This is a genomic window from Paraburkholderia sp. EB58 (genome assembly GCF_050436665.1).
GTDB lineage: Bacteria > Pseudomonadota > Gammaproteobacteria > Burkholderiales > Burkholderiaceae > Paraburkholderia.
The window spans coordinates 71,824-97,933 of the sequence record NZ_JBNDMQ010000011.1 but is presented as its reverse complement, the minus strand read 5'-3'; the positions used below and the strand labels follow the sequence as shown (position 1 = coordinate 97,933).

Genomic DNA, 26,110 nt, shown 5'->3' with positions numbered 1-26,110 from the left:
CACGCAAGTGACGTGCAACCGCGGAGCGGTGCCTACGCTAAAAATGGTCAAAGCTTGTGTGCTACGGAGTCGGTCAGATGTTGCAATCCTACTTCTTCGATTCTGCTACGAATCAGCCGGACAGCCCTGCGTTATGGGTCGATGACCGTCTTTACAGCTACAGCGAAATAGAAACTCGGGCACGTCGCGTGTCTGCGGGACTGGCAGCGGTCGCACGGAGTGGCGACGCGGCCCGATGTTTGCTATTTGGACATCGCAGCGTCGCCGCCTATGTTGGTGTGCTGGGAATTCTCGACGCCGGTATGGCCTATGTGCCACTCAGCCCAAAGATGCCGGCTACGCGGATTGCATCCATCATCGAGCGGTCCGGTGCGCCGTTGATGCTGGTCGATCGGCGTTGCGCCGGGTCGCTCGATGAAGTGCTTTCCTTGCTCGACGAACGCCCGCAAATTTTCCTGCTCGACGAGGACGCGGACGAATCGCATCTGCCCTCCGCTGCCCCCGCTCTTTCGCCGCTGCCAGGCGCGCCGTATGTGCAGCATCAGGGCGCCGTGCACGACGTCGCTTACATACTCTTTACGTCGGGCTCGACGGGAGCGCCGAAGGGTGTGCCGATCACGCATGCGAATGCCGATGCGTATGTGAAGGGCCAATTGCAACTGGTCGATAAAGTGCGCGATGCACGTTATGTGCAGCTATGCGAGCTGAGCTTCGATCCGTCCGTGCACGACATGTTTGTCTGCTGGGGGAACGGCGGCTGTCTGTACGTGCCTGAAACCGTCGATCCCGTCTATAACGCGAGCTTCATCCAGACGCACCAGATTACACATTGGAATAGCGTGCCTTCAGTAGCTGGCTTCATGCAGCAAATGCGCAAGCTCACACCGGGTGCATTCCCAAGTGTTCGACTGTCGTTGTTCGGCGGCGAGCCGTTGCCTCGCTCGCTGGCGCTGACGTGGATGCGGGCCACGCCGAACGGCCGGCTGCTGCACATGTACGGGCCGACTGAAGCTACCATCGCCAGCACGTGCTTCGAGGTCACCACCGAATTCCTCGACGACCCGCAGCACACGGTCATCCCTCTGGGCCAGGCGCTCCCAGGGGTGGAACTGCTGATCGTGGATGCCGAGCTCGAACCGGTCGCCACGGAGCAGACGGGCGAGTTGCTGATTGGTGGCCCACAGCTTGCCGACGGCTATCTGTCGACTGACGAACCCGGCAATAGAAGGTTCATTGCGAAGACTTATCCGGGTCTGAGTGCGCATCGCTGGTATCGATCCAGCGACGCCGCGCGCGCAACGACGCGACACGGAATCGTGTTTCAGGGACGTCTCGATACGCAGGTAAAGATTCGCGGCAACCGGCTCGAGCTAGAAGAAGTCGAACATGTCGTGCTAGCGGCCAGCCATGCTGCGCTGTGCGCGGTTGTCCCATGGCCGCTCGACGAAGTCGGGCGAGCCACCGGCCTCGTCGCCTTCGTGACAAACCCCCAGGTTGAGATCGCGTTTGTTTTGCGGGCGTGCCGGCAGCGCTTGCCGGTCTACGCGGTGCCGCAAAGGATCGTGGTCATCGATGCATTCCCGCTTACAGTGAATGGCAAAATCGACAGAAAGGCACTCGCCGGACAGTGTGCACGCGGCGATGTCGCCGCATGAGGTTATGCACTGGACTCAGTCGGATGATGACCGGCTATAGGAGGCCATGTTGGTGAAGACAGCGAGGTCGCCGAGCGCCTCGAACTATACCGGGAGATTTGGCGAGATCGCGGACTGGGCCACGCCTGGTTGGCCGGCGCTACGTGCGTTCGAGCCACACCCGTCGTGGCGGCCGACGCAGCTCTAATTGCCTTGCGCGTAAGCCGAACCCTAAGCGCGCGATCCTGAAAACAGCGGCTGCTCAGTGCCCGGTGTCCTTGCGCTTCGCCGACGCCGAGGTGGCCGGCTTCCTTCCCGGCCGGGCACGCGGACTCTGTCCTGACGCGTTGAACTGGCTTGGACTGCATCCGAAACGCGATCTGAACCAACGCGTGAACGCGCTCGGCTCCGAGAATCCGAGCAAGCCCGAGATTTCCGCAAATGGCCGTTCGCGCCGCTCCAGATAGCGCAGCACCAGTTCGCCGCGCACCGCATCCAGTATCGAGGAGAACGTCGTGTCCTCTTCGGCGAGATGTCGATGCATCGTGCGACGGCTCATGCCCATCTGCCGCGAAATCGTGTCAATCGAACTACGGCCTGAAGGCAGGAGCAGAAAGACCAGCTTGTGCACCTCGTCGGCCAGCGGGAGATCGCCAGCATTAACCACGTCGCCCAGATAGCGGTGCACATATCGCACCATGACCGGGTCTGCCGACGGCAGCGGTAGCTCGAGATCTTTGACGTCGCAGACGATACCCGTGAACGCTTGGCCGAACCCGACGTTCGGTCCGAATACGCGCGTATGGACCGTGCGTTCGGCGGGCGCCCCGTGCGTGAAGCAAACCGCTTTCGGATGCCACTCGTCGCCGAGAAAAAAGCGCAGCAAGCGGAACATGACCGCGAGCGCGAGCTCCGCGCCCTGGCGCACAGGCACGCCCTCGCCTGCCAGCAGTTCCTCGCGAATGATCGCAACATTCGCCTCTTCCTCGATGCTGATGAACAGCGCCTCGTTCTGCAGATGGCTGTAGCGCGCCGCGGCGTTCAGCGCGTGGCGCAGTGTCGGCTCGTCGCGCACCGCCAGGGCGAGCGGACCCAGATTCGATGCCCGGCGTGTCTCGGCCATGCGCAATCCGAATGCCTCAACTCCGCTCCTCTGAGCCGACAGTTCGAGCAGCCGCGCCACTTTTTCGGCCGGAATCCTGAGGTCGACCTCGCTCAGGCTGTCCGCCGGCAGCCCGACTTCCGCAAGCATGCGATAGGGGTCGAGCCCCGACGCGCGCGCAATGTCCGCGTAATGGGTCAGGCTTGCGCTGCGAACGAGTTTTGGCATCAGGGTCTTCCCGCGTTGTCCCCATATGGTAAGAACCTGACCCGCAAAGTCAAGCGTCGATCAGGACCGGCACCTGGAATCGGTTCAACACCTGCACGACTGTTGCACAGCAGCGCGATGCAGGCCTCCCCATTAAATGCGAAGGATTTTCTTCTTATGAACACGAACGGCACCACGGCCACCCCGATCTGCGATGCGCTGCGCGCGAGCGGCAACTGGAACCCGAACTGGGATCCGTTCGCGAAACTCGATCCCGCCTGGACGGAGCAATTCATGGCAGTGGGAATGGGAATGGCGCCGATGATCTCAGGCGTGCTCGACGCGAAGACGATCGAGTTCATCGCAATCGCCGTCGACGCGTCGTGCACACATCTGTACGCGCCCGGCGTGCGGCGGCACATCGGCAAGGCGCTCGAGTTGGGCGCGACGAAGGAAGAAATCACCGCCGTTCTGCAGTGCGTATCCGTGCTCGGGATACATACGATGAGCCTTGCGGCCCCGATCCTGATCGAAGAGGCGGCAGCGTACGAAAGCCGGGTAGAAGCCACTCCAACGATATCGCGGTGAGCATGGACGCGCAGATCCAGAAGGCCGTCGACTGCTACAACGCCGGCGCCACTGTGCTCCACGTACATGTGCGCGAGGAAGATGGTAAGGGCGCGAAGCGCCTGTCGAAGTTCAATGAAACGTTGGCCCGGTTGCGCGAAGCGGTGCCCGACATGGTGCTGCAAGTGGGCGGCTCGATCTCGTTTGCGCCGGAGAGCGAAGGCGAAGCGGCCGAGTGGCTCAATGACGACACGCGGCACATGCTGGCCGGTCTCACGCCCGCGCCTGACCAGGTGACCATCGCCATCAACACCAACCAGATGAACGTCACCGAGCTGCTCACGCCCGAGGACTGCGGCAATACCTCGATGGGCCACCCCGCTTACTTCCAGGCCTACAAGGAAATGTGGATCCCCTCGGGGCCGGCCTTCGTCGAAGAGCACCTCAAACGGCTGCAGGCCGCCGGCATCCAGCCTCACTTCATGCTCGGCGACGTCGGCCAGCTCGAGAGCGTAGAAAGACTGATCCGGCGCGGCCAATACACCGGTCCGCTGGTGCTGAACTGGGTCGCCATCGGGGGCGGGGCCGACGGCCCCAATCCGCGCAACCTGATGGAGTTCATCAATCGCTGCCCGCAAAACGCGGTGCTGACCGTCGAAAGCCTGATGCGCCACGTGCTGCCGCTCAACACGATGGCCATCGCGATGGGCCTGCATGTGCGGGTCGGTATCGAGGACAACCTGTGGGGTAGACCCGGCGAGCGCATGACATCTGTGCAGCAGGTCGAACAGGTGGTTCGCATTGCTCGCGAACTGCACCGGGACGTCGCGAGCGGCGAGGATGCGCGCCGCATCTACAGGATCGGCGAGCGCTACGGCAGCGCCGACGAGACCTTGAGCGCACTGGGCTACGCGCCGAACCGCAGGCCCGGCCAACGCGGCTTCCGGATCGCGGCCTGAATACGCGGGGCTGCAGACGCACCCGCCTCGCAGCCCCGATCCACAACCGTCGTGGAAGAGCACGACAAAACATTACTCGAGCGGAGCGGATCCATGGCGACATGCATGGTCTGGAAGAAGTACCCCGGCGCGATATTGGCGACGCTGCTGCTTACCCATATCCTCGCGCACATCGACCGCAACATCCCGCTCGGCTTCTCGTCGAGCCTGATCGCCGACCTCGGGCTTTCCAACACCCAGTACGGGCTTTTGGTGGGGGCCGTCTGGGTCCTCAGCTATGCGGTGATGGCCGTTGTCACCGGCACGTTCGCGGACCGTTTCAGCCGTACTCGGGTCATCGCGGCAGGATTGCTCGTCTGGAGCGTCTGCACGGCCGCGTCCGGCTCCGCCCACAGCTTCGGGCAACTGGTCGCCGCCCGCTTCCTCGTGGCGACCGGCGAAGCAGCGCTGGTCCCGGCAGCGGTCGGGATCCTCGCCGAGGTCTTTTCGGCGCGTCGCCGCGGCACGGCGCTCGGACTGTTCTTCATCGGCATTCCGCTCGGAGTCGGCTTCAGCTTCCTGCTGGCCGGAACCTTAGGCGCGGCCTACGGCCGGCGCACGACGTTCCATTCGCTCGGGGCAATCGGCGCCGTCATGGCGGTGTGCCTCGCGCTCCTCAAGGACGACCGCACGCAAGATGCCGCCGCTGCGCGCGGCGCGCCCTTCACCGAGCAACTGCGCGAAGTCCTGCGCGTGGTGCGCGGCAACCCTGCTCTGCAGTTGGCGATCGCCGGGTTCGTCCTCGCGCATCTGGTATTTGTCGGCCTCTCGTTCGCCCAGCTTTGGCTCGCGCGCGAACGCGGACTCGATCCGGCCGGAATCACGCGCGTCATCGGCGGTGTGCAGATCGTCTTCGGCACGCTCGGTGCCCTCCTCGGCGCGGCCGGCGACGGCCCGGGAGTTTCTCGACCGGATGCGATCTGTCGCATCACCGGCGTGTCTGATTCTTGATGTGCGGTTGCCGGATATCGATGGGCTAGAGTTACAAGACGCACTGAAAGCGGCGTTGCCTATCGTTTTCCTCACCGGTAACGGCAACATTGCTATGACAGCCCGTGCGATGAAGGCGGGTGCTACCGATTTTCTAACCAAGCCGGTGAGCGATATCGATCTGCTTCATGCGGTTTGCGCCGCGCTGGAGCGCGCCACGCAAACACACGCCGTCCGCTGCGAGCTTGACGCGATCCACCTCTGTGTCGAAAGACTAACCCCGCGTGAGCGCGAAGTCATGATGCTCGTTGTGAGGGGGCTTTTAAACAAGCAGGTGGCCGAAGAACTAGGCACGGCCGAAAAGACTATCAAGGCCCATCGCGCGAGAGTAATGGCGAAGATGGAGGTTACGTCGCTGGCACAGCTAGTTCGACTTGCGGACAGGGCCGGATTCGGTGGTGCCGCTGAACTATATGCTTCGCGCTGAGGCTTTACGTCCAATTGTTAAACCGTCCGAAACAGCGGATCGCTTATGCGCCTCGGGGGCCGCACGTCAGGACGAAGGAAAAGGTCCCGACATCATCGCCCATTGCCCGTCGTCCACTACCGGCCCGCAAGCGGCCGCTCGAAAGGATTGGTTGGTGGATGAAAACGGCCGGACAGTGTCTCTTACCGTCCGGCGGAACCGCGGCTCAAACTCCGGTCTGTTCTGCCATCTCGAGCGCGTCGTAGACTTCGATGCCGAGGTATCGGACTGTGCTCTCAAGTTTGGTCTGGCCAAGCAGCAGCTGTACGGCCCTGAGGTTTTCTGTCCGGCGATAAATCAGCGATGCTTTGGTCCGACGCATCGTGTGCGTGCAGTACGCCGTGTCGTCGAGTCCAATTGACCGTATCCAGCGATGCACGAGCCGCGCATACTGACGCGTCGATAGATGGGGCGACGCGTGAATCCGGACCGGAAACAGGAAGTCTGAGGGTGAGAGCCCCGCTGCCTTGATCCAAACCTCCACGCTTTCGCGGGTTTGCTCGGTGATCTCGAACTGCACCGGCCGCTGCGTCTTCTGCTGCATGTCAGTCGCCCGCGGCGCCACGCTGGACCCAAGGCAGACGTCGCGCACCCTCGTCAGACCGCATGCCCTTAGCTTGCTGTAGATCGCCAGATTAAACATCGCAAGATCACGCGTTCTCGCTCCGAGCTGCAGGCGGATCCGGATTGCCCAGATTTCCCCGAGCTTCAGCGGCGGCTTCTGCCCGGTCAACTTGTCCCTGTTCCACGGTACGCGCGGCACGCCGGTGGTAATAGTCGTTTCCATGACGATCTCCTTTCAAGGGAAGGGAGACTCAGTCTGCGCCAACCGCAGGGGGCGATACCCGGACCCACAACGGCCCGTCGCCTCACCGGACAGCGGACATTCGCACGGGCGTTTTTTGCCAGCTAGCTCGTTAAAGAGCAGTGGTATCGAACTTCCGTCAGCGAAACACCGCCAACGGAGATGACCTTGCTTGAATCATCGTGAGCGAACCCTATTCGATCATAGAACGCTCTGGCATGATGATTCTCTGACAGCACCCAAAGCGCGACAAACGAGTACCCGGCACTACGCAGCAATTGACCTGCTGAATTGCTTAAGCGCTTGCCAATGCCTCTGCCCCAGAACTCAGGCAATACGTAGAGCGCTTCAATTTCGGCCCATGCACTTTCTTTATCCGCATCCCTACAGGCACCGAAGGCAATCCAGCCCGCAATCGCTTCGTTCGCGTATGCCACCAACACTCGGGGCTTGCCCGCGCGAAGTGATTTCTGCCACATGCTCGAACGCCCCTCGACGGAAAGTTCGCTCAGGAACTTTTCCGGCACGATTCCTTTATAGGCCGATTGCCAGGAGATCACATGGACTGTTGCGATCGCCTCGGCATCTTCGACAGTAGCTTCACGTATTTCTACGGGCATCACCCCAGCTCCAGTTCATTGTTTGAATGCAACGATGTTATCGAAAAATGTCGCCTGACGCCCGGCCTGGGCGTCCTCAGCAAAGGTCCATAACTGGCCGCGTGCTGCCCGATGCGGTCGGCATACGTCGGTCGCATTATTCCTTGACCACCGTCGGCGGCCGTGCGTCAACGGCCACATCTCAAGAGCGAAGTGACGACTTTATTTCGCGTTCGGCAAACCCATACTGAGTATGGCTCGCCCCACTATCGGGGCGCACGGAGTCCCGAGTTGACGACTTATAGTCGCAACGTTGATATCTTTAATGCGTTCTACGCTGGTCGCCTTTCAGCCCTATCGTGGGTATCGGCCAGCGAATAGAACGAGTCGTTAGACACCTGAGCCCGCATCGGCTATTCCGCGCGCGGGCTCAGAAGCGTGGGCGCGCTGGCCACACTGCGTACCCCCAGATGACTTCCGCCCCGGCGACGAATACGAAAGCGGCCAACGCTACAAAGAAAATCATCGCACACCAAAACGCGACCGGATGCTCTCGTCGACGAAATACTACGATGGGGGCCGTCCTACCGATAGGAACTTCGCCCACACGCCACGCGTGTATGCAAGCAAAAAATAGGAGTCCACACATGCTGAGCAAAATGACGATCCCGTTCAACATTTGAACGCGAATTGCCGCGCGCTTAAGGGCAACCGCCAGGGCGAATGCACCAAAACAGATAATCGAGAGCGCTATGCCGCAGCATCGAAACGTCCTGCTTTCAGTCCTTGCGGGAGTCGGTCTCATGGCGGACATTTTTATTCTTGCAAGTAGAGGGGGTCGACGGCAAGGGGGCCTACCGGTGTCGATTGTTGCCGATCTTGCCCGTGCGGTCGGATGTCTCTGTCTGGCCGACTTCTGTCGGTCCCGATTCCCTTCGTAGGGCGCGGGTATCCTATTCGACAACCGTAACTCGGGGCCAGCGGTCGAGGTATCTTTTCTGCTCGAGCCGCCTACGGTATGTATCGATGCTGACGCGCGTCGGGTTACGTCGCACGACCATCGAAAAAAGGTCGTCGAGCCCATAAGGTGCGTAGATATCAATTGTCCCGTCGTCGAGAAGAGTTAATCCTACCGCCGTCGCGTACTCCGGCCATGATGCGATCGCATCGACCAATGAGGTCAAGGACGGCACCGAGTAGCCGAATACATTCTCAAACCAGAGATGAACAGCGGCCTGATTGGTGACTTCCCATGGAATCCCGGGACATCTTGCAGCAAGCCGCCTTTGAATTTCCGCGTCGCGAGTCGAAGACAGATCAGACGCGTCGAAATAGGCAACATCGACGTCAGGTAGGTACGTTGGAATCTCGTATCCGTGGAGTGAGTCCCAGACCAGATTACGGATCGCTCCTGCGCCGATACACCATGATTCCAGCCGCATTTCGCGTACCGCCGACAATGCAGACATACACCAGGATGAGCGCCTTGCTATTTCGATCAGGCTTTTGTGGAAATTCATCGTGGGTTTCCTGCCCGAAACTCACTGCTGGGGCGACTGAGGAAACTGAGGAATTGCTTGATCAAAGCAAACCCATCGTTGCGCACTAACGGTATATATGTCTAGCATTGGTTTAAAGTCAGAGGTGTCGTCTAGCGAGGGAAATCGGATAGAAGTGACTTGTGGATAAGCTGAGCTTTGCGTGAACAAGGGGGTTCCACAGTCAGGGCAAAAACTACGGGTTGTGAGGCCACCGCTGCTTGCAGGAACTGCATATGTTTTCGGCTCACCACTGATCTCAAGGTCGGCAGTCTTGACAACGATGCCTGACGCGAAAGGAGCGCCACTTGAGATCTGACAGTCTCTGCAATGGCAGTTGATCATGGCTACGGGCTCCCGCACACATGCATAGCGAACCGATCCGCATGCGCACCCGCCTGAAAAAGGAATATTCATATTGCGCTCGTCAATCGATAGCTAGATTAACCGCGAGTCTACAACATACGCGATGACTGACCGCCCTGACGTAACGAATTGCCTACGCTTGATCATTGCAGCCCCGAAGTTGATCGAATGTTGCTTTTTGGCCAAGCGCCCCCTGATTCGATATGCATCCGCGTCCCCTTATCGGACGTAAAGACCAAATAGACAAAACTGGTTTCGACGCACCAACAGCGACGATTGATTGATATCGGGAAGCACTCGCAGCGCGAGGTCTGGTACGTCCGAATCCTAATCGGTGTCAACGATTCGCGCTGCGTTGTCGAACGTCCATTCATGGCGGCACTCGCCCAACCCAAGCGGAGGCCTCTGGCAATTGGCGGTTTACGTCGGTGTCGCCGAAGCCGCGAAGCTGCTGCAGCCACGGGCCGAGCGACTCAGCGGATTGAAGCTGCCAGCAGCACCTCGCGACAAGCCGCGATCTTACGTGCCCAGTCGTCAATCATTGCAGCGAAGCGCTCGCCTTCGAAATCTTCGAGCACCTGCTCGCCCGCAGCGTTCAGCGCGGTGAGCTCGTAGCTCACCCATACTTCGGTGCGCGCCTCGTCGAGTGCGACACAACGCACCTCGACAAGACTGGTGCGCGAGGCTGGCGTGCAACGCAAATAGCGCGATCGGTGTGCCTTGCGGTCAAAGTCAACCAGGGTCCAGATGGTCAGCTCATCACCCTGACCGGTGGTGAACACCATACCGGATTCTGTGCGGCCGTCGCGGGGGTAGACATAGGCTGGCTTCCAGCTGTCAACCCACAGCTCCTCGCCGGCAGGCGTGAAGAACATGAAGGCCTGGTCGAGCGCGGCGTCGACCATGATCCGGTGGCTGGCGTGCAGTCGGCGCGGCATGGGTGAATCCTCCGTTGGTCATATGATGAGGTGGCCAAGCTGCCATAGCCCGAGTCCAGCCAGCAGCGCGGCCGAGCACAGGTTGACGGCGCGTTGCCAACGTTCGTCGAAACGGTCGCGCAACCAGCCCACACCGGTAGACAGGATCAACCACCACAGCGCCGAGCCCACCAATACGCCGACCACCATCACCCAGGGTGACGCCGAAGGGGCGCGGCCTGCCAGCGCACCGAACACCGCCATGAACGACAGAATGGTCGTCGGGTTCGACATCGTCAGCACGAAGGTGCCGGCCACGAAGCGCAGTAGCGTACTGGCCGGCGGGGCGCGATCCGCGCTGCGCACCGCCGGCTTTGTGGCGATGCGCCAGGCCAGCCATAGCAGGAAGCCGCCGCCGAACAAGCCCAGCCACAGCCTCAGGCTCAGCAACCACGCGATCAGTCCGCTGACGCCAAACGCACCGATGGCGCCGTAAACTGCGTCGGCGAATGCCGCCCCCAGTCCAGTGGCTAGCCCCGCCGGGCGGCCATGGTCCAGCGTGCGCTGGATGGCCAGCAATCCAATCTGCCCGACAGGCGCAGCGATCGACAGCCCGATCAGTAGCGATTGGCCGAACAGCACGGGTATGGGTGATGGCAAGATGGAATCCATGCCGAGAATTATCCAACGGCGTAGAAGGGTTGCACAGAATGAAACACCAAGCGAAAATCGATTTGATCTTCGATTTTTCAGGTGAAAGCCCGTCATGACCGAAGCACTGCAACTTGACGCCAAAGCCTGGGCGTTGCTCATGGCGCTGCAGGAGGATGGCCGCGCGCAGCTGAAGACCCTGGCCCTTGCCGCCGGGTTGTCGGTGCCTGCCACGGTGGAACGGCTCAAGCGCCTGAAGGACTCCGGCGTGGTGCGCTCTATGGGCGCCGAACTAGATCCGGTGCAGGCCGGCTACCCCGTGCGCGCCATTGTCGGGATCACCGTGCAGCAGCCCGGCAAAAATGCCTTTCTCGACAAGCTGCGCCGCGCACCTGAGGTGCTGGAATGCCATCACGTGGCCGGCGCCGATTCCTACATCGTGACCGTGGTGTCCCCCAGCCTCGAACAACTGGAGCGTTTTCTCGCCTCCATTAACAGCTACGGCGAGACGCGCACCTCGATCGTCTTCTCCACCCCCATTCCGCGTCGCGGCATGGTGGCGCCGGGCTCGTCACGCTGAGCATCCACCTGTCTTTCGACCCTTGCGAGCCGCCATCGAGGTGCGCGCAACGCGAATGGGTCAACCAGCACTGCGGATCGGATAGCCGAATTGCAACGCTGTCGGTGGCGGATAGGGTGCCCCATGGCTGCACGTCACCAACGGCAGCATCTGACCGGCTTGGGAAGTCCGCCGCCTCGCGGTGGACGCCAAGCGGACCCGTTACGGCCCTTCAGGTCTGCGGAGAGCGGACGCTCAGCAGTCGAAAACCACAGCTTCATTTTAGGGGGACCGCCGGCTATCTTCATGGCCTCGAACTTTTTTGGCATCAGTCAGTGACTTCCCGCGCTACGACCTCGATCAATTCAAAATGCAGAGTGACCAGTTTGAAACGATTATGCAGGTCTTCATGCGGCATGCAGCGAATATGGACCTCCCGGAACTCCTCTGCACTGGAGAACGTCTCACCGCGCCAGACCTCCTCCGGAATGTCGCCGAATTCGATTGTATAGACCTTGGTCGCTTTGATGATGCAGCGAAGCCTCTGCTTTAAATCGTAGACCTCGATGATGTCACCCGGTGCGTAACTGCCGTCGCCGTATTCGCCGTACGGTTTGTAATACTCCGCGACCGTATCGGCGGTGACGGTCTTTCGACCATCCATGACGGCGCGCGGCAAACTGTCGTCGTTTTCGTCAGCGCCCCAAAAGGTCAATCTCTTTCTTCTGTTCATCCGCATCCTTGCTTCTCAAATCGTTCTGCATGGACTCAGCGCGCAGTCGCATTACGCGGTTCGTGACACAAGCTGGCGACGCGCCCTTGCCGCTGGAAACCCATTGCCTCATATATTTCCCCGGCGTGGTAGCTCTCATCTGCAACGATGACAAGCTGGTCCGAACGTCCGGCGGTCCGCCTGATAATCTCGCTCACCAAGGTCTTGCAGACATTTCGGTTTCGATGCTGTGGCCCGGTGATAACTGACTGGAAGCGCCCAATGCCGTCAAGGAAGAACAAACCGAGGCTTCCGACCTGCTCGTCATTGATAAAAGCTCCCCACCAGTTTCCCAGACCGCGTTCGATTAGACGCTTGTAAGCCGTCTGTTGATGCGCCATGTAGCGCTGTGAGGTGATGTCCGTCGGATCGGCCATGTCGGCGAGATGCATTCGAGACCAATCGTCCCAATCCTGCTGCACGACAAACGGACGCACGTTGACCAATGAGTTTGTCGCAACCGGACGAATATCATCAGGATTGGCAGCCAACACCCGACACACAGTCGCGTCATAGCCTCGTTCGATGAATGCGTCGACGGTTACGACGCTGTCGGCACTCTCTGGCCACGTAAACGTGCGGTGCGCGATGAGCGGCGGTGTCCCGACGAGTTGCGTAAAGTCATGCTCCAGCCGCTCCCGATCACTTTCCGCGGGTCGCCGCTGCAGGACGAGCATGTTACCGAAAAAGTATTCGGGTGCGTCGGGTGTGCGGACAACGATATAGTCGCCCCACGACTCGACCATGCCGGTTTCTTTGTGCAGCAGTAAATCAGTAGCGAGACCGAGGTTATCGGGAAAATGGCACATTTCAGTATGGCTAACAATGAGCGGAAGTCGGTCTTTTGCTTTTACGCGTGCTGCCGCGCAACGGCAGATGAGGATCGGCGAACGGTGCGACCAGCAGGCCAGCAGCCTCGAAGGCCCGCAAGGCATTAAGCGGGGCAACACCTGTTCCATCCGAAAGAGTTTATCTAACGCGATTTCGCAATTTATCTGGTTTGATGGACCGCTACAAGATAGATATCCTGCTATTTGCATCGCTGATTCAATCTCCCGCTCACTTTCCGGCCCGCAACCTGCATGCTCGGTTATACCGGCGGCACCTACAAGTTAATCGGCGAGAATCCGCCGTAACCGGCCGGACGACTTCATGCGAAGGAGGGCTCCATGCTTAAACATATTGCAACTGACCTGCTTGACATCGCCTATGACGAACAGGGCGATGCCGACGGATGGCCGGTGGTCCTGCTACACGGTTTCCCTTACGACATCCACGCATACGAGGAAGTGGCGCCACGCCTGACATCGCAGGGCGCCCGCGTCATCACCCCCTATCTTCGGGGATACGGGCCAACGCGCTTCCTTGCGCCCACGACAGTTCGCTCGGGCCAGCAGGCGGCGCTTGCGGCGGACCTGTTAGCGCTGCTCGATGTACTTCAGATTGGCCAGGCCACGCTCGGCGGATACGACTGGGGCGGCCGGGCGGCATGCATCGTGGCAGCGCTCTACCCGTCGAGAGCGCGGGGACTGGTTTCGGTCAACGGCTACAACATCCAGAATATAGCCACCGCCTTGCAGCCAGCCGACCCCGAAAAAGAATACCGAATGTGGTACCAGTACTACCTTCACGGCGAGCGCGGCCGGGCTGGACTAACTGAAAACCGGCGCGAGTTCTGTCGTCTCTTATGGTCGCTGTGGTCGCCGACCTGGCGCGTCGACGACGACATCTACGCGCGCTCGGCAGTGGCGTTCGACAATCCCGATTTCGTCGACGTGGTCGTCCATTCTTACCGGCACCGTTTCGGACTGGTCGACGGCGATCCCCGGTTTGACGATATCGAGCGCCGCTTGTCCGCCATGCCGTCGATCACGGTGCCCACGATCACGCTCGAAGGGGACGCCGATGGCGTCTCGCCACCCGGGGGAAGACAGGCAAACTCACAGCGCTTCACCGGACGCCATCAGAACCGCGTCGTGCCGAACGCCGGCCATAATCTTCCGCAGGAGGCACCCGAAGCGTTCGCTGACGCGGTCCTCGACATCAACGCGTGGGCCGCTTGACGCTCTTGCGCATAAGGCGATTGACACGACTCCGTTATTCGGCCCAGCTAAGACGCATTCCGATAAAAGTCGTCACAGCGCAGACACCACACGTGGAGGATCACTAAATGAATACTGCTCCGCAGGCCCCGTTGATTCTGATAACGGGTGGAGCCCGTAGCGTAGGCGCGGCGACTGCGCGGCTTGCTGCCGCACAAGGTTACGATGTAGCGATAAGCTTCGTCTCCAACGAGTCTGCCGCCCTTGCGGTGGCGGCTGATGTGGAAGCTGTCGGGCGCCGGGCTTTACCCGTGCGCGCAGACAGCGCAGATCCAAAGCAGGTCGCTCAGCTATTCGCCGCGATCGACCGGGAGTTCGGCCGGATCGATGTGCTGGTGAATAACGCCGCGATAATTGCGCAGCAGTCTCGGCTAGAGGATCTCGAATTCGAACGGATGCAGCGTATTTTCGCGGTCAACTCGATCGGCCCTATCCTCTGTGCACAGCAGGCAGTGAAGCGCATGTCGCGTCGTTACAATGGTCGAGGCGGCGCCGTGATCAACATCTCATCGGCATCAGCCCGGCTCGGCAGTCCAAACGAATATGTCGACTATGCTGCCTCGAAAGGTGCCGTTGAGACATTCACTACCGGCTTCGCCAAGGAAGTCGCGCGGGATGGGATACGCGTCAACTGCATTCGCCCTGGGCACATCTACACCGACATGCATGCCAGCGGCGGAGAGCCTGGACGGGTGGATCGCGTCAAAGATTCGATCCCAATGGGAAGAGGCGGTCAACCTGAAGAGGTTGCGCGGGCGATCCTATGGCTAGCAAGCGCCGAGGCTTCCTTCATCACAGGCACGTTCCTCGATGTCACTGGCGGCAAGTGAGCAACAGGGGGAGGCGACGGAGGCGGTGCTCCGCGGGCGAAGATTCAGAAAATCAACGGGCAAGCTATCCGAAAACCCGAGTCCACGCCGCCCGAATGCGACGCGCGCGGTTTTCGAAGAGATATGAGGCAATCAGCGTCAGGAGACCTGAAACAGCACCCGTCACGATGTGTTCGACATAAGGAATGCGGTAGTGACTCGCGTGCGCATAGGCGTCGCCTACCGTCGTCAGGAAGCCGACGACAAGCGCATTGCCGTATCGATTCGAGTAGAGTTTAGCCGCAGGCGTGAAGGTCAAAAGTACGGCGAGGAGTCCGGTGAGCAGGCCGGTATGGAATGCAATCGTCCAGTGGGCAAGGCTCATGACATTGCCCCAGCTCCCCGGCATGCAGGTCATGCACGCGCTGGTCGGCTGCCAGAAACGCTGGATAAACAGCTTGGCGCGACGTTTTCCACTCGGTTGACATGATGTATTCCCATCAATGGCGTTGTCACGGCCGACGCCACCATACGCTTCGTTGAAGCGTTTCCACGCACTTTAGCCAGATTGTCGTCCCGGTCATGGATGCGTCAAATTTGCACGCCGTTGAGGCCGGGCAAGCACGCTTACATGGTCGAATACTACACCGCGATTGGACGGCCGCCGTTTTGACGGTCACTCAGTCGAGCGTGAAATACTGATAATTGGGTTGCCGCAATGCTTTCACGTCATCGGCAGTGACTTTCCCGTCGAAATTATTTCCGAAGTGCGTCTGGACGTAATTGACCACTTCGGCAACCTGCGCATCGTCCAGAAAGCCACCAAATCCGGGCATGTCTTTTTGTCCATAAAGCACCATAGAAATCGGGTAGGCTGCGCCGGCCAGTCGTGGATCGTTTGCCAGCGGTGGGTAAGTACCGGCACCGGTTGCGCCCTTCGCGCTCGACATGTGACAGCCTTGGCAGATGGACATGTAGAGGTGTTGGCCATCGCGCTCAGGAAACGAATTGGCGCCGACCAGGTCAGCCGGGTCAGCGAGTGCGGCATTGCTGACGAGTAGCGTCAGCAGTACAACCGCGAACGTTTGATGGATTCGACTCATGGCTCAAATCCCTCCTCAGTCAAGAACAGGCGAACGTTCATCTCAGCTGCCGGCGATTACGCGTTGGTGCAGCCGTCCTATCGCGCTCAGCGACGACAGGATCGCTCCCTCCTGCCAGGCATTCACGAACGAACAGTGTTCGCCCGCCAGGACCGTACGGCCGTCGATCGCACAAAGATCCTTGTAGTACTGTTGGCGCGTATCGTCTTTCCACATCCCATAGCAGCCAAGCGTCCATGGGACGCGGTGCCAGGCTACCGAAATGCCATTGTCGAATTCCGTGCTCATTTGCGGGTGCAACTGCGTACCATATTCGAGCACGCGCTGCAGCCGCTCGGACGGTGAAAGCGAGGTGAACTCAACAGCGCTGATACCGAACATGTACGCGCCAAGTATCACGCCTTTGCCTGGTTTCTGATAGTCGGTACTCGGATAGGATACCTGACCGATTGGTAAATCCGTGTAGCTGATGCCTCCGTAGATTGCCTCGTCTTCCTCCCAGAAGCGGCGCTTGAACTGCAACCCTGCCTTGATTGCCGGAGCATACGGAACCGCGTTGATTGCAGCTTGCAGGGTGCTCGAAAAATTGTTCCTGATCTGGCTCAGAATCGACAGCGGAACCGTACATACGCACCAGTCGGCGTTAGCCTGACGGGCTTCGCCACCGTGTTGGGCATCCACGTACGTGACCGTGACGCCCGAATCGTTCTGCGCAATATCCGTGACCTTGGCGTTGAACTGGATCAATGACCCTACCTCGCGAGCGAAGCCTTGCGCAATCATGTCCATGCCCCCGACCGGCTGAAAGAGCGTCGGCGCAAATTCGTAGGTCAACGGGAAGCTCAGGTGCTGCCAGAGCCCGGACTTCAAAATGTCGGCCCGCGAGATGGGTGTGGACGGGGTCGGCGCACCATCGGGGCCGCCGCCGCGGTCCTTGTCGTAGCCGCGCATCCCACTGGCGGTGGCGGACGTATAGGCGTATTTGTCATCAAGCGCCCCCCATCTCCTCAGCGCCTCAAGCAGGATATCCCGCTCGTCCTTTGCCACCTCCTGGTCGAGCTTGCCTTGGTCTGTGGCCTTCGCGAGCAACTCGGAGACATAGCCGTTGAAATCGGACATGATGTAGCGGAATCGCTGCGGCTTGCCCCCGAAGGCCTTGCTGTTGTGGAGATACGCATTGGCATTCATTTCAACGAAAGCTTCAAGCTTGACGCCAAGCAGCTTGCAATAGTGAAGCAGCGCGCGATGATGGTACGGAATTCGCCATGGCCCCGGGTTGATGTACAACCCTTTTTCAAAGTCACAATGCTGCGTCAAGCCACCAAGCTCCGTGTAGGTATCGCCGCCCCTTAACGACCACGAACGGCCACCGGCACGATCCCGGTACTCGAGCACCTGGACCTTGTAACCGGCTTTGCGTAACTCAAGGGCCGCTGTCATGCCTGCCAGGCCCGCGCCAAGAATAAGCACTGAGGTACCCTTTGGCGCGCCTTCAAGGTTGACCGGACCCTGAAAGTCGGACTCAGCGGCATAACCGAGACTGCTCATCGCCTGATACATGACAGCAGCGCTGGTTGTCCTGCCGATCATCGCCAGTAGCTCGCGGCGACTGATGGAACTGGAACGGATGTCACCCATATTTGATTCCTCGCGACTTACCGACACCTTCCTGGCTTCGATTGCGCCGTGGAACCCGTCGTGAACGGGCACAGTGCTATACAACATAGTCCAATTTATCGCCGTTCCGAAATCGAGCCAGCTTTTTTCTGTGTTCGACTATGCCTTGCGTGGGGAGGCCCCAGCGCGCGGGTGTATTCTGCGGTCGTATGCTCGCCAATTCGCCAATTCGCCGACGTCGGCGCTCATTGTCTGGAGAAGCTATGAACATTAGCGCACACAAGCCTGACACCTCCACCTGCCAACTGGTGCAAGCTGGCCCACAGTTCGAGGGGAAGCAAGGGCTGACCTATGCTGTAGGGATCTCAGCTGAAAGTGTGGGATCGAAGTTTGTGCATCTTCAGCTTGCAACAATTCCGCCGGGTGCCCGTGCCAAAGCGCATCTCCATGCGGAACATGAGACGGCCATCTATCAGCTGAGCGGCGTATCTGGGTGCTGGTATGGCCAACGATTGGAGCACCATGCCGTGGTTCGGGCCGGAGATTTCTTCTACATCCCCGCCGGGGTGCCGCATATTCCGTACAACGCGAGCGCGGATGAGCCTTGCGTCGCGGTGATCGCGCGAACGGATCCCAACGAACAGGAAAGCGTCACGATGCGGCCGGATCTTGATGCCTTACCTGACTGGTCGAGCGTTATGCCTTCACCGCTCTAATTGCGCTGAGTGCAACGGAGCCGTTGCACCATGACGCGTCGCCGTATCATCGCTGAGCAGAGCAGGCGAGCATCTGGAACCGCACGTGTCGCTATCAGCTCACGATCAGATTGCCGATTGCAGCTTCTCTCCGAGAAACACTCCGATGCCCTCAAGAGCCTCTCCCGAGGCCTTCAACGTTCCGATCCTGCCAGCGAATCCGTGTGGCATCCCCATCCAGACATCTACCCGTGCATCGACACCTGCAGCGATGGCGCGCCGGACATATTCACGCGAATCATCCAGTAGCACTTCATCGTCTCCCACGTGAACGCGAACGGGAGGCAAACCGGTCAACGGTGCATGGAGCGGCGAAGCGTGGGGATGTTTGGGATCGGCGCCACGCAAATAGAAATGCACAAGCTCAGACACTTGCGCGCGCGTGAAAAGCGGATCGGCGTCCGCGCGTGTCTCGTATGTCGCGCTCGAGAGCGTCAGGTCGGTAACGGGCGACAATGCAACCACTCCGACGAGAGTCGCCTGCGCAGAGACGTCCTTGCCAGTGATGCGCGATGCGAGAACCAGGGCGAGGTTACCGCCGGCCGAGTCCCCGGTTATAACAATCCGGGCAATGTTCCTTTCATCGAGTCCGAGATAGCAGGCCAGCACATCATCAACGGCTGCAGGGAACGGATGCTCGGGAGCCAGCCGATAGTCCGGAACAAACGCCCTCATTCCGCTTCTCGCCGCGATATGCGCGACCAGGTGGCGGAATGCGTTGGCGGAGCCGAAGTTAAACCATCCTCCATGCAGATGGATGATCGCCTCGTCCGGCCGACCGTGTGCAGGAATCACCCAGATCCCTGGGATGCCGCCCACTGTGTCGTGTTCGAACGTCACATTGTCATGCGGCAAAACGCCTTCCATCATGGCATCGAAAGCCCCGCGCGCTTCGATCCCTAACTTCATACCTTTGGTGGAACTGGCGCCGGCTCGCATCATCTCGATGATCTTCCCATCTTCAGGATCGAGTGGATGCGTCACGACAAAAGCGTTCGATACGCCGTTAGGCGGTGAATTTTCCATTGTTAGCTCCTTTATCGTGACTGCAGAGGCGAGACACCGGCGGGCACCAAATGTCCCACGACCGAACCCAGCCACGGATAATAGATTGGCAGCGAGGGTGCGCATATGTCCTGAATTGCAAAGCAACTTTGCGCGTTGTAGAACGCCGACCATTCAACAAGAGCCTGGTCCCTATGCTTGTAAGCGGTCTCTGCATCCGCGATGCATGGAACATCTGCCGCCCACTACCTGCCGCGACGCGGTGACGCATCTATGCGCTATGCCAATACGCTAAGTTAGACAATCAGCATCTTCTGGCAAGGAGCACTGTATATATGAAGTATGAAGGCGCGATGCAAATGCGCATCAGGAAGCGGCTCGAGCAAGTGATAGAGATGGCCGAGCTGCTCGGCTTGCTGGTCATCGGCATCGGAACCGCGCTGGCAATGGGACATCTGATCTGGACGATGGCCGAGTCCGACGGGGTCACATTAACCGACCTGCTACTTATGTTTCTGTACCTGGAAGTGTTTGCTATGGTCGGACAATACCTGAAGGCGGGGCAATTACCGGTGCGCTTTCCCCTTTACATTGCGATCGTCTCGATCGCGCGGGACGTGATCCTGCGCGCCGGTGCGAATACCGAACTGCATCTTGTCGCGTCGGCCGGCGCCATCGTGCTAATAGCGGTAGGCGTGCTGCTGATTCGCTACGGACAGTCCAGATATCCGGACGGTCCTGAAGTACGGCGTGACGAGGGTGCAGGTTGAGCGTCTGGAGCTGGAAGGGTTAGGCCTCGGGTTGATGGCAAACCACTTCGATGTTGTGCCCGTCCGGATCAATGACAAAGGCTGCATAGTAGTTCGCGTGGTAGTGCGGGCGCGGACCAGGCGCACCATTGTCTTTACCACCCGCCTCCAGAGCCGCGCGATAGAAAGCATCGACTTGCTGGCGATTCTCGGCCGTGAACGCCAGGTGGAGATGCGCCGGCTTCTCCCCGGTTTGATACAGGCACAATGAAGCCTTACCCGGGGGGCTAAGCTCGACACCGTACGTCGGCGACCCCTCTGCGACAACCGCTACGCCGATCGGTTCGAGTGCCTTGAGGAAGAATGCTTTGCTCGCTGCATAGTCGCTGACACCGAATTTGACGTGGTCGAACATGAGTTCTCCTGAAGTGTGTGGGCCTGCACGTGGCCCAACGTGAGTTAGAGATCACCGCGATGTTGCCACACGTCGCCACAAGTAGCCATCGGTGACAGTCGGGGTATGACATCCGTGCAGAGCAAGCGTTGCTCGGGCACGCAGACGTGGCCATCACCACGATCTATTCACGTCGCCAACCGCGTGAAGCCATCCAGACTCCATGCTTCGGAACTCACGCCTTGATGGACGAAGAACAGGCCATCGGGGTCGTACCGCTGCTTGACCGATCTGAGGCGGTCGTAATGCTTCCCCCAGTACGCATGTTGCCAATCGGATTGGGAAAAGCTGCTTTCGGCCAGGTAAGCACCGGCATCCGGCACCATGCCTCTTAAGACGTCAGCCGCTTGCCGAATCTTCAGCGAAGCCTGCCGGGCATGCTCGAGATCGGGGCCGTTCCCAGGCATGCCCATGAAGGCGGGAGCGCCCTCGCCTGCGATAATCGCGAGCGCAAAGGCGTCAAGCACGGCCGGGTTCATCGCCGTGTCCGCTGCCCGCTGACGTGCGTCAACTGATCCTCCTGCAAGTCCTTTGTTGAAGTGCAAACTGACCGACCAGTGACGCGTGGCTTCGAAAAGCGTATCCGCGAGTCGCGCTTGCGCGGGCTGAGTCAGCAGCGACACAGGCAACCACGCGGATTCGTAGCCATAGAGAAATTGGCCCGCCTCTCCTTGATTAGCAGACCAGAACACATCATTGGCACTGGCACCGGGCCTGTTGTCGACCATCATCGCGCCGGGCACGTGCTGCATCATAAAGGCGGGATCCCACAACCGCTGCGCCGGAGCCGCCAGGATCTGCGGCGCGGCCGACAATGAACATCCTGAGGAGGGACTGGCTACCCAGTCGAAGAATGGCTGCCACACGCCCGCAGCCTGATCGCGGCTCAGGCCCTGAAACAGCATCGAGATTCGCAAGGTCCCATCGGGGCGCAGCGACACCGTTTCACCCCAATGTTCGTTCAGCAGACTCTCTGCGTAGAACGCAATGAATCTTGCGATCAGCTGCCGGAACGCTTCCGGCGAATGCGCGTTGACGTTCGCCATGACCGCACCGAAGTATTCCGGCAAGGGATGGGTTTCGAGCGTCACGCTCGTGACCGCACCAAAGCTTCCACCGCCCCCACCTTTAAGTGCCCAGAACAGGTCCGGTTCGCGGTAAGCATTGACGACCCGAACGGCGCCATCGGCCGTCACCACTTCCGCCTGCAGCAGCGATCCTGCGGCGTTCCCGTATCGTTTCGAGAAGCTTCCAAAGCCACCGCCCAGGACGAGTCCGGCGACGCCGACCGTCGCGCAGCCGCCGCCCTGGACGTACCGGCCGGCGCGCGTGGTCACCGCATCGTAGACATGCATCCAGATCGCACCTGCACCGACGGTGACTGCCGGCCGAGCCGATTGCCGGTCTTCGCCGCTCTGCGGAATGAATCCATCATGCATTTCGATCCCATGCATGCGCCTCGTCCAGATCAACAACGAGTCCGGGGCGTTGGACGTTCCCTGGTAGCTATGTCCCCCGCCTTTGATCACGAGTCGCAGATTACGCTCGCGAGCGAAATTGACCGCCTCCGAAATATCCCGTGAATCGATGGCCGCGACCGCATATACGCTCGGCATGGACATCCAGGCGTCTAGCCAGCCCGATGTCTGCGTTAGCGCCGCTTCATCTCCCAGGTAATACGGGTTCTTGAGTTCGCGAAGCACGGCTTGGCAAGCCGTGCTGTCGGGCGTCGGTCGGCAGACTGAGAGCGGCGCGGACAATCGGCTCAGCCGGCCGCCAACCCGATCATTGAGCGCCGCCCAGTCGCTCTCCGTCGGCCAGTCCGAATCCGACGGGCGGCGGCGCCGCATCGTCCTACCCCCAGCCGGGGAACTGTTCGTCGCGCACGACGACAGTGCGGGAATGACTGCGCTCGCCGCGGCACTCGCCGCAAACTTCAGTAGATCCCTTCGACTGAATGCACTCATGGGGGCTTGTCTCCACGACACAGTCATTCGAGGCGCTTCCGACCGCATGAGGCTGACGCACACATGCGGCCGGTCCCGGCCTCACCTCTCGCCCTGGTGTTATGCCGCCGGTACGGCCGCCCCCACCTGCTGGTACACCGCCGTCTCGAAGCCAATTAGCGTCTCGACGACAGGCATGTCGAAGAAAGGCAGGATTTGCGTCATCAGCACCGCGCCGACGCCCCTGGAACGATCGAGCCAGTAGAACGAATTGAAGATGCCGGCCCAGTCGGCAGTGCCGCTGCTGCGCATGCCCGGCAGGTCGGCGAGCGTGAGGCAGAAGCCCAGCCCCCAGCTCTGCGGTGCCGGTGATGGGGGCACCAGGTTCGACAGTTCGGGCACCGTGGGCGTCATCGCCTCGGGAAGCTTGATCGGCGCGAGGTGGTCCTGCAGCGCCATCCGCACGGTGGCCGGTTCGAGGATGCCGGCTCCATCGTTGAGCCATGCCTGCAGGAAGCGGCCGTAGTCCTGCACCGTGCCGTAGGACCCGTGGCCGGCAGCGTCCCACTCGGAGGTCGGCGGTAAATCGATCCCCGAAGGCGTGAGCGTGCCGTCAGCCTGGCGCTGCATCACGCGCAACAGCCGGCCACGCTGCTCGGCACTGGGCACGAAGGTCGAGTCGTTCATTCCGAGCGGCCCGTACACATGCTGCTTTAGGTAGCTGCCCAAACTCTGAACCGATAGTTTCTCGACAATGAGCCCGAGCCAGTCGGTGTTGGTGCCGTACTCCCAGGCCGTGCCGGGATCATTGACGAGTGGTATCGAGAGACTGCGCTTCAGTCCGGTGAGAGGATGCGGCTCACCCGTGAGCTCGTGGTAGCGTTTTAAGTTCTCGTTGAGGAAGAAGTAGCCGAGGCCGGCCGAGTGCGTCATCAGTTGGCGCACCGTGGCCTTGCTGGCAGGAGGGCGTAGGCGTGGCTTGTCGCCGTCGAAGCCGTCCAGCACTTGCAACTGACCGAACTCCGGCAAAATCGATTCGACCGTGGCATCGAGGCTCAACACCCCTTTCTCCACGAACTGCAGTGCCGCCGTAGTGGCAATGGCCTTCGTCATTGAGGCGTTGCGGAACATCGCGTGTTGGCCGGCTTCGCCGGCGGCGTGATGGAACAGCTGGCCGCTACGGTCAACGACCACGGCCGCAATGCCGTGAATGGCGCCCTTCGAAACTGCATCGTCCAGCAGTGCCTTGATGGCCGAACCGTCAAAACTCATGCTTGCCTCCTGCGTTCGTAATTGGAAGTCCGTACGCGGCATTGCCCGTGGTACGGGTCGTGCCATTTTGCCCCAATCCGCGAAACGCTGTGCGCTCGGACGCGGCATCGTCACAAGACGTGTTAAGGCACGGCGTTTGTTGCGCTGTAGAATCCGAGTCAATACTCGCTTTTTATCAGGTCGCATCGTGACGACGAACAGGCGTCAATCATTAAAGCCGCGCAAGATTCCCCAGCAGTCCCGCGCCGAACAGACCGTGGCTACAATTCTGGAGGCAGCGGCGCGTGTGCTCGAAAGCAAAGGACTGGACGGCCTGAATACCAATCTCGTCGCGCAGCGCGCGGGTGTCAGCGTTGGCACCCTGTATCAGTACTTCCCCGGCAAGGATGCGATCATCGTTGCCCTCAGCAAGCGTGAGCATGCCGTGTTCCTCGTAGAGGCTAAAGGTGCGCTCGGCCAGCCAACCGGTCAGCGGGCATTGAATTACCTGATTGCCGTCTCAGTCCACCAGCAACTGCGCCGTCCCGTGCTTGCGCGCGCGCTCGACTTCGAGGAAAACCGCCCCGCTATCGCCAAGGAGCTGGCGAAAGACAACGCCGCGTTTGGCGAATTGATCCGGCAAATTCTGGACCATGACGATATTCCGCAGCAGCCGAGCACTGAGGTAGCCACCGACGACCTCCTCGCCATTCTGCGTGCCATGGTCGACGCGGCGGGAGAGCGCGGCGAAGTGGACCGCGCAGCGTTGGAATCCCGTGTCGGCCGTGCGCTACTCGGATACCTGGGGATCGTGGATCGTCAGCCCGAAAAGTCACGGGTCAGGAAATAGGCGACGCTCCGAGCCGCGTCACGCCCGCTTCGCGGGTCGTCCGGTCGTTACCGCGCATCCTGACGCCAGGATATCGGGCACCGTTCTGCGCGGCCTCATAAATGCGAGCAATTGTTCATATCGGTGTCGCCGCAGACCCGCGAAAGCCCCGTCTGTGCTGGCCCTCACGCTCCAGGCAAAGTCCCTGTCCAATGCGAGTTTAAAAATCGAGCAATTACTCGCAAAATAATCTCTGTGGGAGGTCACTCGGGCCGTACAGCCACACAGGGCGCGGATCAGTGACCGCTCTCACTACAGCACATTCCAACCTCTCTGCGAGATCGATCATGAACCTTCATAAAGAAGCGAAGCTGAACCACCTGAGCTTCCCCACTACCAAGGTAGCCGAGACGGCTGCATTTTTCGAAAAATACCTCGGCTGCGAGATCGTCGCCGTAGGGCAGAGCTGTCTGCTCAAACGGAACGGTTTTGACATCGTTCTGGACCACGTCGCTGAGGAAGTGCCGGTTTGGCCCACAAACTTCCACTTCGGCCTGGAGGTAGACAGCCTCGATGACGTCCATACCCTCTACAAGGAATTCCTGGAAGGTGGCGTCCGCATGGAAACGGAGGTCTTCAACAACTCGCGTGGATCGCGGTTCTTTTGCCGCTCGCCGGGTGGCGTGATGATTGAGGTCAACACTCGCGCGGATATGCAGAAGCAGGATCAATGGCAAAAGCTGTTCTAAAAGAGTTTTCTCTCATGAATGATCAGGAGACGCCTCGGCAACGATCCGGTTGAACCCGGAAAGCCAAGGTATCCAGGCCAAAACGCAGTTCTTGTGGAGCTGCCGTAAGCGTTAACGTTAACCAACGCGCCAATGAGCGCCGCCTGCAAGCGCAAGGCCAGCGGCTTAACTTCGCGCCCGCTTGATAGCGCTGGTAGCCAGCTCCCTCGCGAGGTCCGAATACAACTCGGCCCACTTGCCGAGCAGAGTGGCGTCATCAGTCAGGAAAAGCGGGTGTGTCGCCCATGTGCTGACGTTCGGGCCTTCCCAGGCCACCTCGAAGATGCGCAAATCCTCATCTTCGCTGACGCCGCTATCGATCAGCTCGCGGAACGAGGCGAGGTTGTAGAGACATACATTGTCGGGCGCGATGCCATGGATCGCAGCCAGCGCGTCCGTCGCTTCCTTGCGCGCGGCGTCGCGGTTGGCGGCCATGAGAAACACAATACTTTTGTCCTGCGCGTGGCCGGACATCAGTCGATACAGCGAGGTCTTGCAGCGATGGCTCAGTTGCGTGCCCATAGTTACCCC

Annotated in this window: 27 protein-coding genes and 2 pseudogenes; 12 read left to right on the top strand and 17 right to left on the bottom strand. The window is 60.1% G+C overall.

Going from position 1 to position 26,110, the window contains the following annotated elements; all coding sequences use genetic code 11:
- Positions 1-77 precede the first annotated feature (77 nt).
- A complete protein-coding gene (locus tag P3T40_RS18140) occupies positions 78-1,655 on the top strand; it encodes an amino acid adenylation domain-containing protein (RefSeq protein ID WP_429269105.1) in 1,578 nt (525 codons plus the stop codon).
- A gap of 241 nt (positions 1,656-1,896) precedes the next feature.
- Here the strand turns inward: P3T40_RS18140 and P3T40_RS18135 are convergent, their stop codons facing one another.
- Positions 1,897-2,964, bottom strand: a complete 1,068-nt coding sequence (locus P3T40_RS18135; protein WP_429269104.1) for an AraC family transcriptional regulator — start codon at positions 2,962-2,964, stop codon at positions 1,897-1,899.
- A 156-nt stretch (positions 2,965-3,120) separates the two neighbouring features.
- Here P3T40_RS18135 and P3T40_RS18130 point away from each other — a divergent pair, with 156 nt between their 5' ends.
- The 4 genes and pseudogenes from P3T40_RS18130 (at position 3,121) to P3T40_RS18115 (ending at position 5,925) form a co-directional block, all read left to right on the top strand.
- A complete protein-coding gene (locus P3T40_RS18130; RefSeq protein ID WP_429269103.1) occupies positions 3,121-3,531 on the top strand; it encodes a carboxymuconolactone decarboxylase family protein in 411 nt (136 codons plus the stop codon).
- Positions 3,519-4,469 (top strand): annotated as a pseudogene (locus P3T40_RS18125) (3-keto-5-aminohexanoate cleavage protein); the annotation flags it as partial. The gene P3T40_RS18130 and the pseudogene P3T40_RS18125, both read left to right, overlap by 13 nt.
- 105 nt (positions 4,470-4,574) lie before the next feature.
- On the top strand, positions 4,575-5,459 hold the full coding sequence (locus P3T40_RS18120) for an MFS transporter (protein WP_429269102.1): 885 nt from the start codon (positions 4,575-4,577) through the stop codon (positions 5,457-5,459).
- Positions 5,422-5,925 carry a response regulator transcription factor gene (locus P3T40_RS18115; protein WP_429269101.1) on the top strand — a complete coding sequence of 168 codons (504 nt, stop codon included), beginning with the start codon at positions 5,422-5,424 and terminating at the stop codon, positions 5,923-5,925. Before P3T40_RS18120 ends, P3T40_RS18115 begins: the two co-directional genes overlap by 38 nt.
- Before the next feature lie 205 nt (positions 5,926-6,130).
- Here P3T40_RS18115 and P3T40_RS18110 read toward each other — a convergent pair whose 3' ends face one another.
- The 6 genes from P3T40_RS18110 to P3T40_RS18085 all read right to left on the bottom strand — a co-directional run bounded on the left by P3T40_RS18110 (position 6,131) and on the right by P3T40_RS18085 (position 10,861).
- A complete protein-coding gene (locus P3T40_RS18110; RefSeq protein WP_429269100.1) occupies positions 6,131-6,751 on the bottom strand; it encodes a tyrosine-type recombinase/integrase in 621 nt (206 codons plus the stop codon).
- Between the two features lie 122 nt (positions 6,752-6,873).
- Positions 6,874-7,389, bottom strand: coding sequence for an N-acetyltransferase family protein (locus P3T40_RS18105; protein ID WP_429269099.1), 516 nt, complete (start codon positions 7,387-7,389; stop codon positions 6,874-6,876).
- A 932-nt stretch (positions 7,390-8,321) separates the two neighbouring features.
- Positions 8,322-8,888: a nucleotidyltransferase family protein gene (locus P3T40_RS18100; RefSeq protein WP_429269098.1), complete on the bottom strand. Its 567-nt coding sequence runs from the start codon at positions 8,886-8,888 to the stop codon at positions 8,322-8,324.
- Positions 8,889-8,909: 21 nt separating this feature from the next.
- Complete coding sequence (locus P3T40_RS18095) at positions 8,910-9,251, bottom strand: GFA family protein (RefSeq protein ID WP_429269235.1); 342 nt, start codon at positions 9,249-9,251, stop codon at positions 8,910-8,912.
- Between the two features lie 494 nt (positions 9,252-9,745).
- Positions 9,746-10,210 (bottom strand): SRPBCC family protein, encoded by a 465-nt coding sequence (locus P3T40_RS18090; protein ID WP_429269097.1) that lies wholly within the window; start codon positions 10,208-10,210, stop codon positions 9,746-9,748.
- An 18-nt stretch (positions 10,211-10,228) separates the two neighbouring features.
- Positions 10,229-10,861 (bottom strand): LysE/ArgO family amino acid transporter, encoded by a 633-nt coding sequence (locus P3T40_RS18085; protein WP_429269096.1) that lies wholly within the window; start codon positions 10,859-10,861, stop codon positions 10,229-10,231.
- A 94-nt stretch (positions 10,862-10,955) separates the two neighbouring features.
- Here P3T40_RS18085 and P3T40_RS18080 point away from each other — a divergent pair, with 94 nt between their 5' ends.
- Positions 10,956-11,420, top strand: a complete 465-nt coding sequence (locus tag P3T40_RS18080; protein ID WP_429269095.1) for an Lrp/AsnC family transcriptional regulator — start codon at positions 10,956-10,958, stop codon at positions 11,418-11,420.
- A 307-nt stretch (positions 11,421-11,727) separates the two neighbouring features.
- Here P3T40_RS18080 and P3T40_RS18075 read toward each other — a convergent pair whose 3' ends face one another.
- Positions 11,728-12,132 carry an ASCH domain-containing protein gene (locus P3T40_RS18075; protein WP_429269094.1) on the bottom strand — a complete coding sequence of 135 codons (405 nt, stop codon included), beginning with the start codon at positions 12,130-12,132 and terminating at the stop codon, positions 11,728-11,730.
- 35 nt (positions 12,133-12,167) lie between these two features.
- Positions 12,168-13,130: a GNAT family N-acetyltransferase gene (locus P3T40_RS18070; protein WP_429269093.1), complete on the bottom strand. Its 963-nt coding sequence runs from the start codon at positions 13,128-13,130 to the stop codon at positions 12,168-12,170.
- A gap of 210 nt (positions 13,131-13,340) precedes the next feature.
- On the opposite strand from P3T40_RS18070, the gene P3T40_RS18065 reads away from it, so the two are divergent.
- The gene (locus P3T40_RS18065; RefSeq protein WP_429269092.1) at positions 13,341-14,234 is read left to right on the top strand and encodes an alpha/beta fold hydrolase; all 894 of its coding nucleotides are present in this window, start codon (positions 13,341-13,343) and stop codon (positions 14,232-14,234) included.
- 107 nt (positions 14,235-14,341) lie between these two features.
- The gene (locus tag P3T40_RS18060) at positions 14,342-15,103 is read left to right on the top strand and encodes an SDR family oxidoreductase (RefSeq protein WP_429269091.1); all 762 of its coding nucleotides are present in this window, start codon (positions 14,342-14,344) and stop codon (positions 15,101-15,103) included.
- 64 nt (positions 15,104-15,167) lie between these two features.
- Here P3T40_RS18060 and P3T40_RS18055 read toward each other — a convergent pair.
- The 3 genes and pseudogenes from P3T40_RS18055 to P3T40_RS18045 all read right to left on the bottom strand — a co-directional run bounded on the left by P3T40_RS18055 (position 15,168) and on the right by P3T40_RS18045 (position 17,823).
- Positions 15,168-15,570 (bottom strand): annotated as a pseudogene (locus P3T40_RS18055) (hypothetical protein).
- Between the two features lie 192 nt (positions 15,571-15,762).
- Complete coding sequence (locus P3T40_RS18050; RefSeq protein ID WP_429269090.1) at positions 15,763-16,185, bottom strand: c-type cytochrome; 423 nt, start codon at positions 16,183-16,185, stop codon at positions 15,763-15,765.
- A 42-nt stretch (positions 16,186-16,227) separates the two neighbouring features.
- On the bottom strand, positions 16,228-17,823 hold the full coding sequence (locus tag P3T40_RS18045; protein WP_429269089.1) for a flavin monoamine oxidase family protein: 1,596 nt from the start codon (positions 17,821-17,823) through the stop codon (positions 16,228-16,230).
- Positions 17,824-18,065: 242 nt separating this feature from the next.
- Here P3T40_RS18045 and P3T40_RS18040 point away from each other — a divergent pair, with 242 nt between their 5' ends.
- Complete coding sequence (locus tag P3T40_RS18040) at positions 18,066-18,518, top strand: cupin domain-containing protein (RefSeq protein ID WP_429269088.1); 453 nt, start codon at positions 18,066-18,068, stop codon at positions 18,516-18,518.
- 105 nt (positions 18,519-18,623) lie between these two features.
- Here the strand turns inward: P3T40_RS18040 and P3T40_RS18035 are convergent, their stop codons facing one another.
- Positions 18,624-19,736, bottom strand: coding sequence for an alpha/beta hydrolase (locus P3T40_RS18035; protein ID WP_429269087.1), 1,113 nt, complete (start codon positions 19,734-19,736; stop codon positions 18,624-18,626).
- 161 nt (positions 19,737-19,897) lie between these two features.
- Here P3T40_RS18035 and P3T40_RS18030 point away from each other — a divergent pair, with 161 nt between their 5' ends.
- A complete protein-coding gene (locus P3T40_RS18030) occupies positions 19,898-20,332 on the top strand; it encodes a phosphate-starvation-inducible protein PsiE (RefSeq protein ID WP_429269086.1) in 435 nt (144 codons plus the stop codon).
- Between the two features lie 19 nt (positions 20,333-20,351).
- On the opposite strand, the gene P3T40_RS18025 is transcribed toward P3T40_RS18030, so the two are convergent.
- From P3T40_RS18025 to P3T40_RS18015, 3 genes are all read right to left on the bottom strand, one after another.
- Positions 20,352-20,726, bottom strand: a complete 375-nt coding sequence (locus P3T40_RS18025; RefSeq protein ID WP_429269085.1) for a VOC family protein — start codon at positions 20,724-20,726, stop codon at positions 20,352-20,354.
- 167 nt (positions 20,727-20,893) lie between these two features.
- The gene (locus P3T40_RS18020; RefSeq protein WP_429269084.1) at positions 20,894-22,732 is read right to left on the bottom strand and encodes an FAD-dependent oxidoreductase; all 1,839 of its coding nucleotides are present in this window, start codon (positions 22,730-22,732) and stop codon (positions 20,894-20,896) included.
- Between the two features lie 99 nt (positions 22,733-22,831).
- Entirely contained in the window at positions 22,832-23,983 is a 1,152-nt protein-coding gene (locus P3T40_RS18015) for a serine hydrolase domain-containing protein (RefSeq protein WP_429269083.1), read from the bottom strand.
- Here P3T40_RS18015 and P3T40_RS18010 point away from each other — a divergent pair.
- Positions 23,961-24,812, top strand: coding sequence for a TetR/AcrR family transcriptional regulator (locus P3T40_RS18010; protein WP_429269082.1), 852 nt, complete (start codon positions 23,961-23,963; stop codon positions 24,810-24,812). The genes P3T40_RS18015 and P3T40_RS18010 overlap by 23 nt on opposite strands.
- Before the next feature lie 326 nt (positions 24,813-25,138).
- Complete coding sequence (locus P3T40_RS18005) at positions 25,139-25,540, top strand: VOC family protein (protein ID WP_429269081.1); 402 nt, start codon at positions 25,139-25,141, stop codon at positions 25,538-25,540.
- A gap of 165 nt (positions 25,541-25,705) precedes the next feature.
- On the opposite strand, the gene P3T40_RS18000 is transcribed toward P3T40_RS18005, so the two are convergent.
- Entirely contained in the window at positions 25,706-26,101 is a 396-nt protein-coding gene (locus tag P3T40_RS18000) for a hypothetical protein (RefSeq protein ID WP_429269080.1), read from the bottom strand.
- Positions 26,102-26,110 lie beyond the last annotated feature (9 nt).

What these genes read in the sequence shown, in the direction of transcription:
- P3T40_RS18140 (WP_429269105.1), top strand. Translation starts at nt 78, where the DNA reads ATGTTGCAATCCTACTTCTTCGATTCTGCTACGAATCAGCCGGACAGC.
- P3T40_RS18135 (WP_429269104.1), bottom strand. Translation starts at nt 2,964, where the DNA reads ATGCCAAAACTCGTTCGCAGCGCAAGCCTGACCCATTACGCGGACATT.
- P3T40_RS18130 (WP_429269103.1), top strand. Translation starts at nt 3,121, where the DNA reads ATGAACACGAACGGCACCACGGCCACCCCGATCTGCGATGCGCTGCGC.
- P3T40_RS18120 (WP_429269102.1), top strand. Translation starts at nt 4,575, where the DNA reads ATGGTCTGGAAGAAGTACCCCGGCGCGATATTGGCGACGCTGCTGCTT.
- P3T40_RS18115 (WP_429269101.1), top strand. Translation starts at nt 5,422, where the DNA reads ATGCGATCTGTCGCATCACCGGCGTGTCTGATTCTTGATGTGCGGTTG.
- P3T40_RS18110 (WP_429269100.1), bottom strand. Translation starts at nt 6,751, where the DNA reads ATGGAAACGACTATTACCACCGGCGTGCCGCGCGTACCGTGGAACAGG.
- P3T40_RS18105 (WP_429269099.1), bottom strand. Translation starts at nt 7,389, where the DNA reads ATGCCCGTAGAAATACGTGAAGCTACTGTCGAAGATGCCGAGGCGATC.
- P3T40_RS18100 (WP_429269098.1), bottom strand. Translation starts at nt 8,888, where the DNA reads ATGAATTTCCACAAAAGCCTGATCGAAATAGCAAGGCGCTCATCCTGG.
- P3T40_RS18095 (WP_429269235.1), bottom strand. Translation starts at nt 9,251, where the DNA reads ATGATCAACTGCCATTGCAGAGACTGTCAGATCTCAAGTGGCGCTCCT.
- P3T40_RS18090 (WP_429269097.1), bottom strand. Translation starts at nt 10,210, where the DNA reads ATGCCGCGCCGACTGCACGCCAGCCACCGGATCATGGTCGACGCCGCG.
- P3T40_RS18085 (WP_429269096.1), bottom strand. Translation starts at nt 10,861, where the DNA reads ATGGATTCCATCTTGCCATCACCCATACCCGTGCTGTTCGGCCAATCG.
- P3T40_RS18080 (WP_429269095.1), top strand. Translation starts at nt 10,956, where the DNA reads ATGACCGAAGCACTGCAACTTGACGCCAAAGCCTGGGCGTTGCTCATG.
- P3T40_RS18075 (WP_429269094.1), bottom strand. Translation starts at nt 12,132, where the DNA reads ATGAACAGAAGAAAGAGATTGACCTTTTGGGGCGCTGACGAAAACGAC.
- P3T40_RS18070 (WP_429269093.1), bottom strand. Translation starts at nt 13,130, where the DNA reads ATGGAACAGGTGTTGCCCCGCTTAATGCCTTGCGGGCCTTCGAGGCTG.
- P3T40_RS18065 (WP_429269092.1), top strand. Translation starts at nt 13,341, where the DNA reads ATGCTTAAACATATTGCAACTGACCTGCTTGACATCGCCTATGACGAA.
- P3T40_RS18060 (WP_429269091.1), top strand. Translation starts at nt 14,342, where the DNA reads ATGAATACTGCTCCGCAGGCCCCGTTGATTCTGATAACGGGTGGAGCC.
- P3T40_RS18050 (WP_429269090.1), bottom strand. Translation starts at nt 16,185, where the DNA reads ATGAGTCGAATCCATCAAACGTTCGCGGTTGTACTGCTGACGCTACTC.
- P3T40_RS18045 (WP_429269089.1), bottom strand. Translation starts at nt 17,823, where the DNA reads ATGGGTGACATCCGTTCCAGTTCCATCAGTCGCCGCGAGCTACTGGCG.
- P3T40_RS18040 (WP_429269088.1), top strand. Translation starts at nt 18,066, where the DNA reads ATGAACATTAGCGCACACAAGCCTGACACCTCCACCTGCCAACTGGTG.
- P3T40_RS18035 (WP_429269087.1), bottom strand. Translation starts at nt 19,736, where the DNA reads ATGGTCGGCGTTCTACAACGCGCAAAGTTGCTTTGCAATTCAGGACAT.
- P3T40_RS18030 (WP_429269086.1), top strand. Translation starts at nt 19,898, where the DNA reads ATGAAGTATGAAGGCGCGATGCAAATGCGCATCAGGAAGCGGCTCGAG.
- P3T40_RS18025 (WP_429269085.1), bottom strand. Translation starts at nt 20,726, where the DNA reads ATGTTCGACCACGTCAAATTCGGTGTCAGCGACTATGCAGCGAGCAAA.
- P3T40_RS18020 (WP_429269084.1), bottom strand. Translation starts at nt 22,732, where the DNA reads ATGAGTGCATTCAGTCGAAGGGATCTACTGAAGTTTGCGGCGAGTGCC.
- P3T40_RS18010 (WP_429269082.1), top strand. Translation starts at nt 23,961, where the DNA reads ATGGCCGAACCGTCAAAACTCATGCTTGCCTCCTGCGTTCGTAATTGG.
- P3T40_RS18015 (WP_429269083.1), bottom strand. Translation starts at nt 23,983, where the DNA reads ATGAGTTTTGACGGTTCGGCCATCAAGGCACTGCTGGACGATGCAGTT.
- P3T40_RS18005 (WP_429269081.1), top strand. Translation starts at nt 25,139, where the DNA reads ATGAACCTTCATAAAGAAGCGAAGCTGAACCACCTGAGCTTCCCCACT.
- P3T40_RS18000 (WP_429269080.1), bottom strand. Translation starts at nt 26,101, where the DNA reads ATGGGCACGCAACTGAGCCATCGCTGCAAGACCTCGCTGTATCGACTG.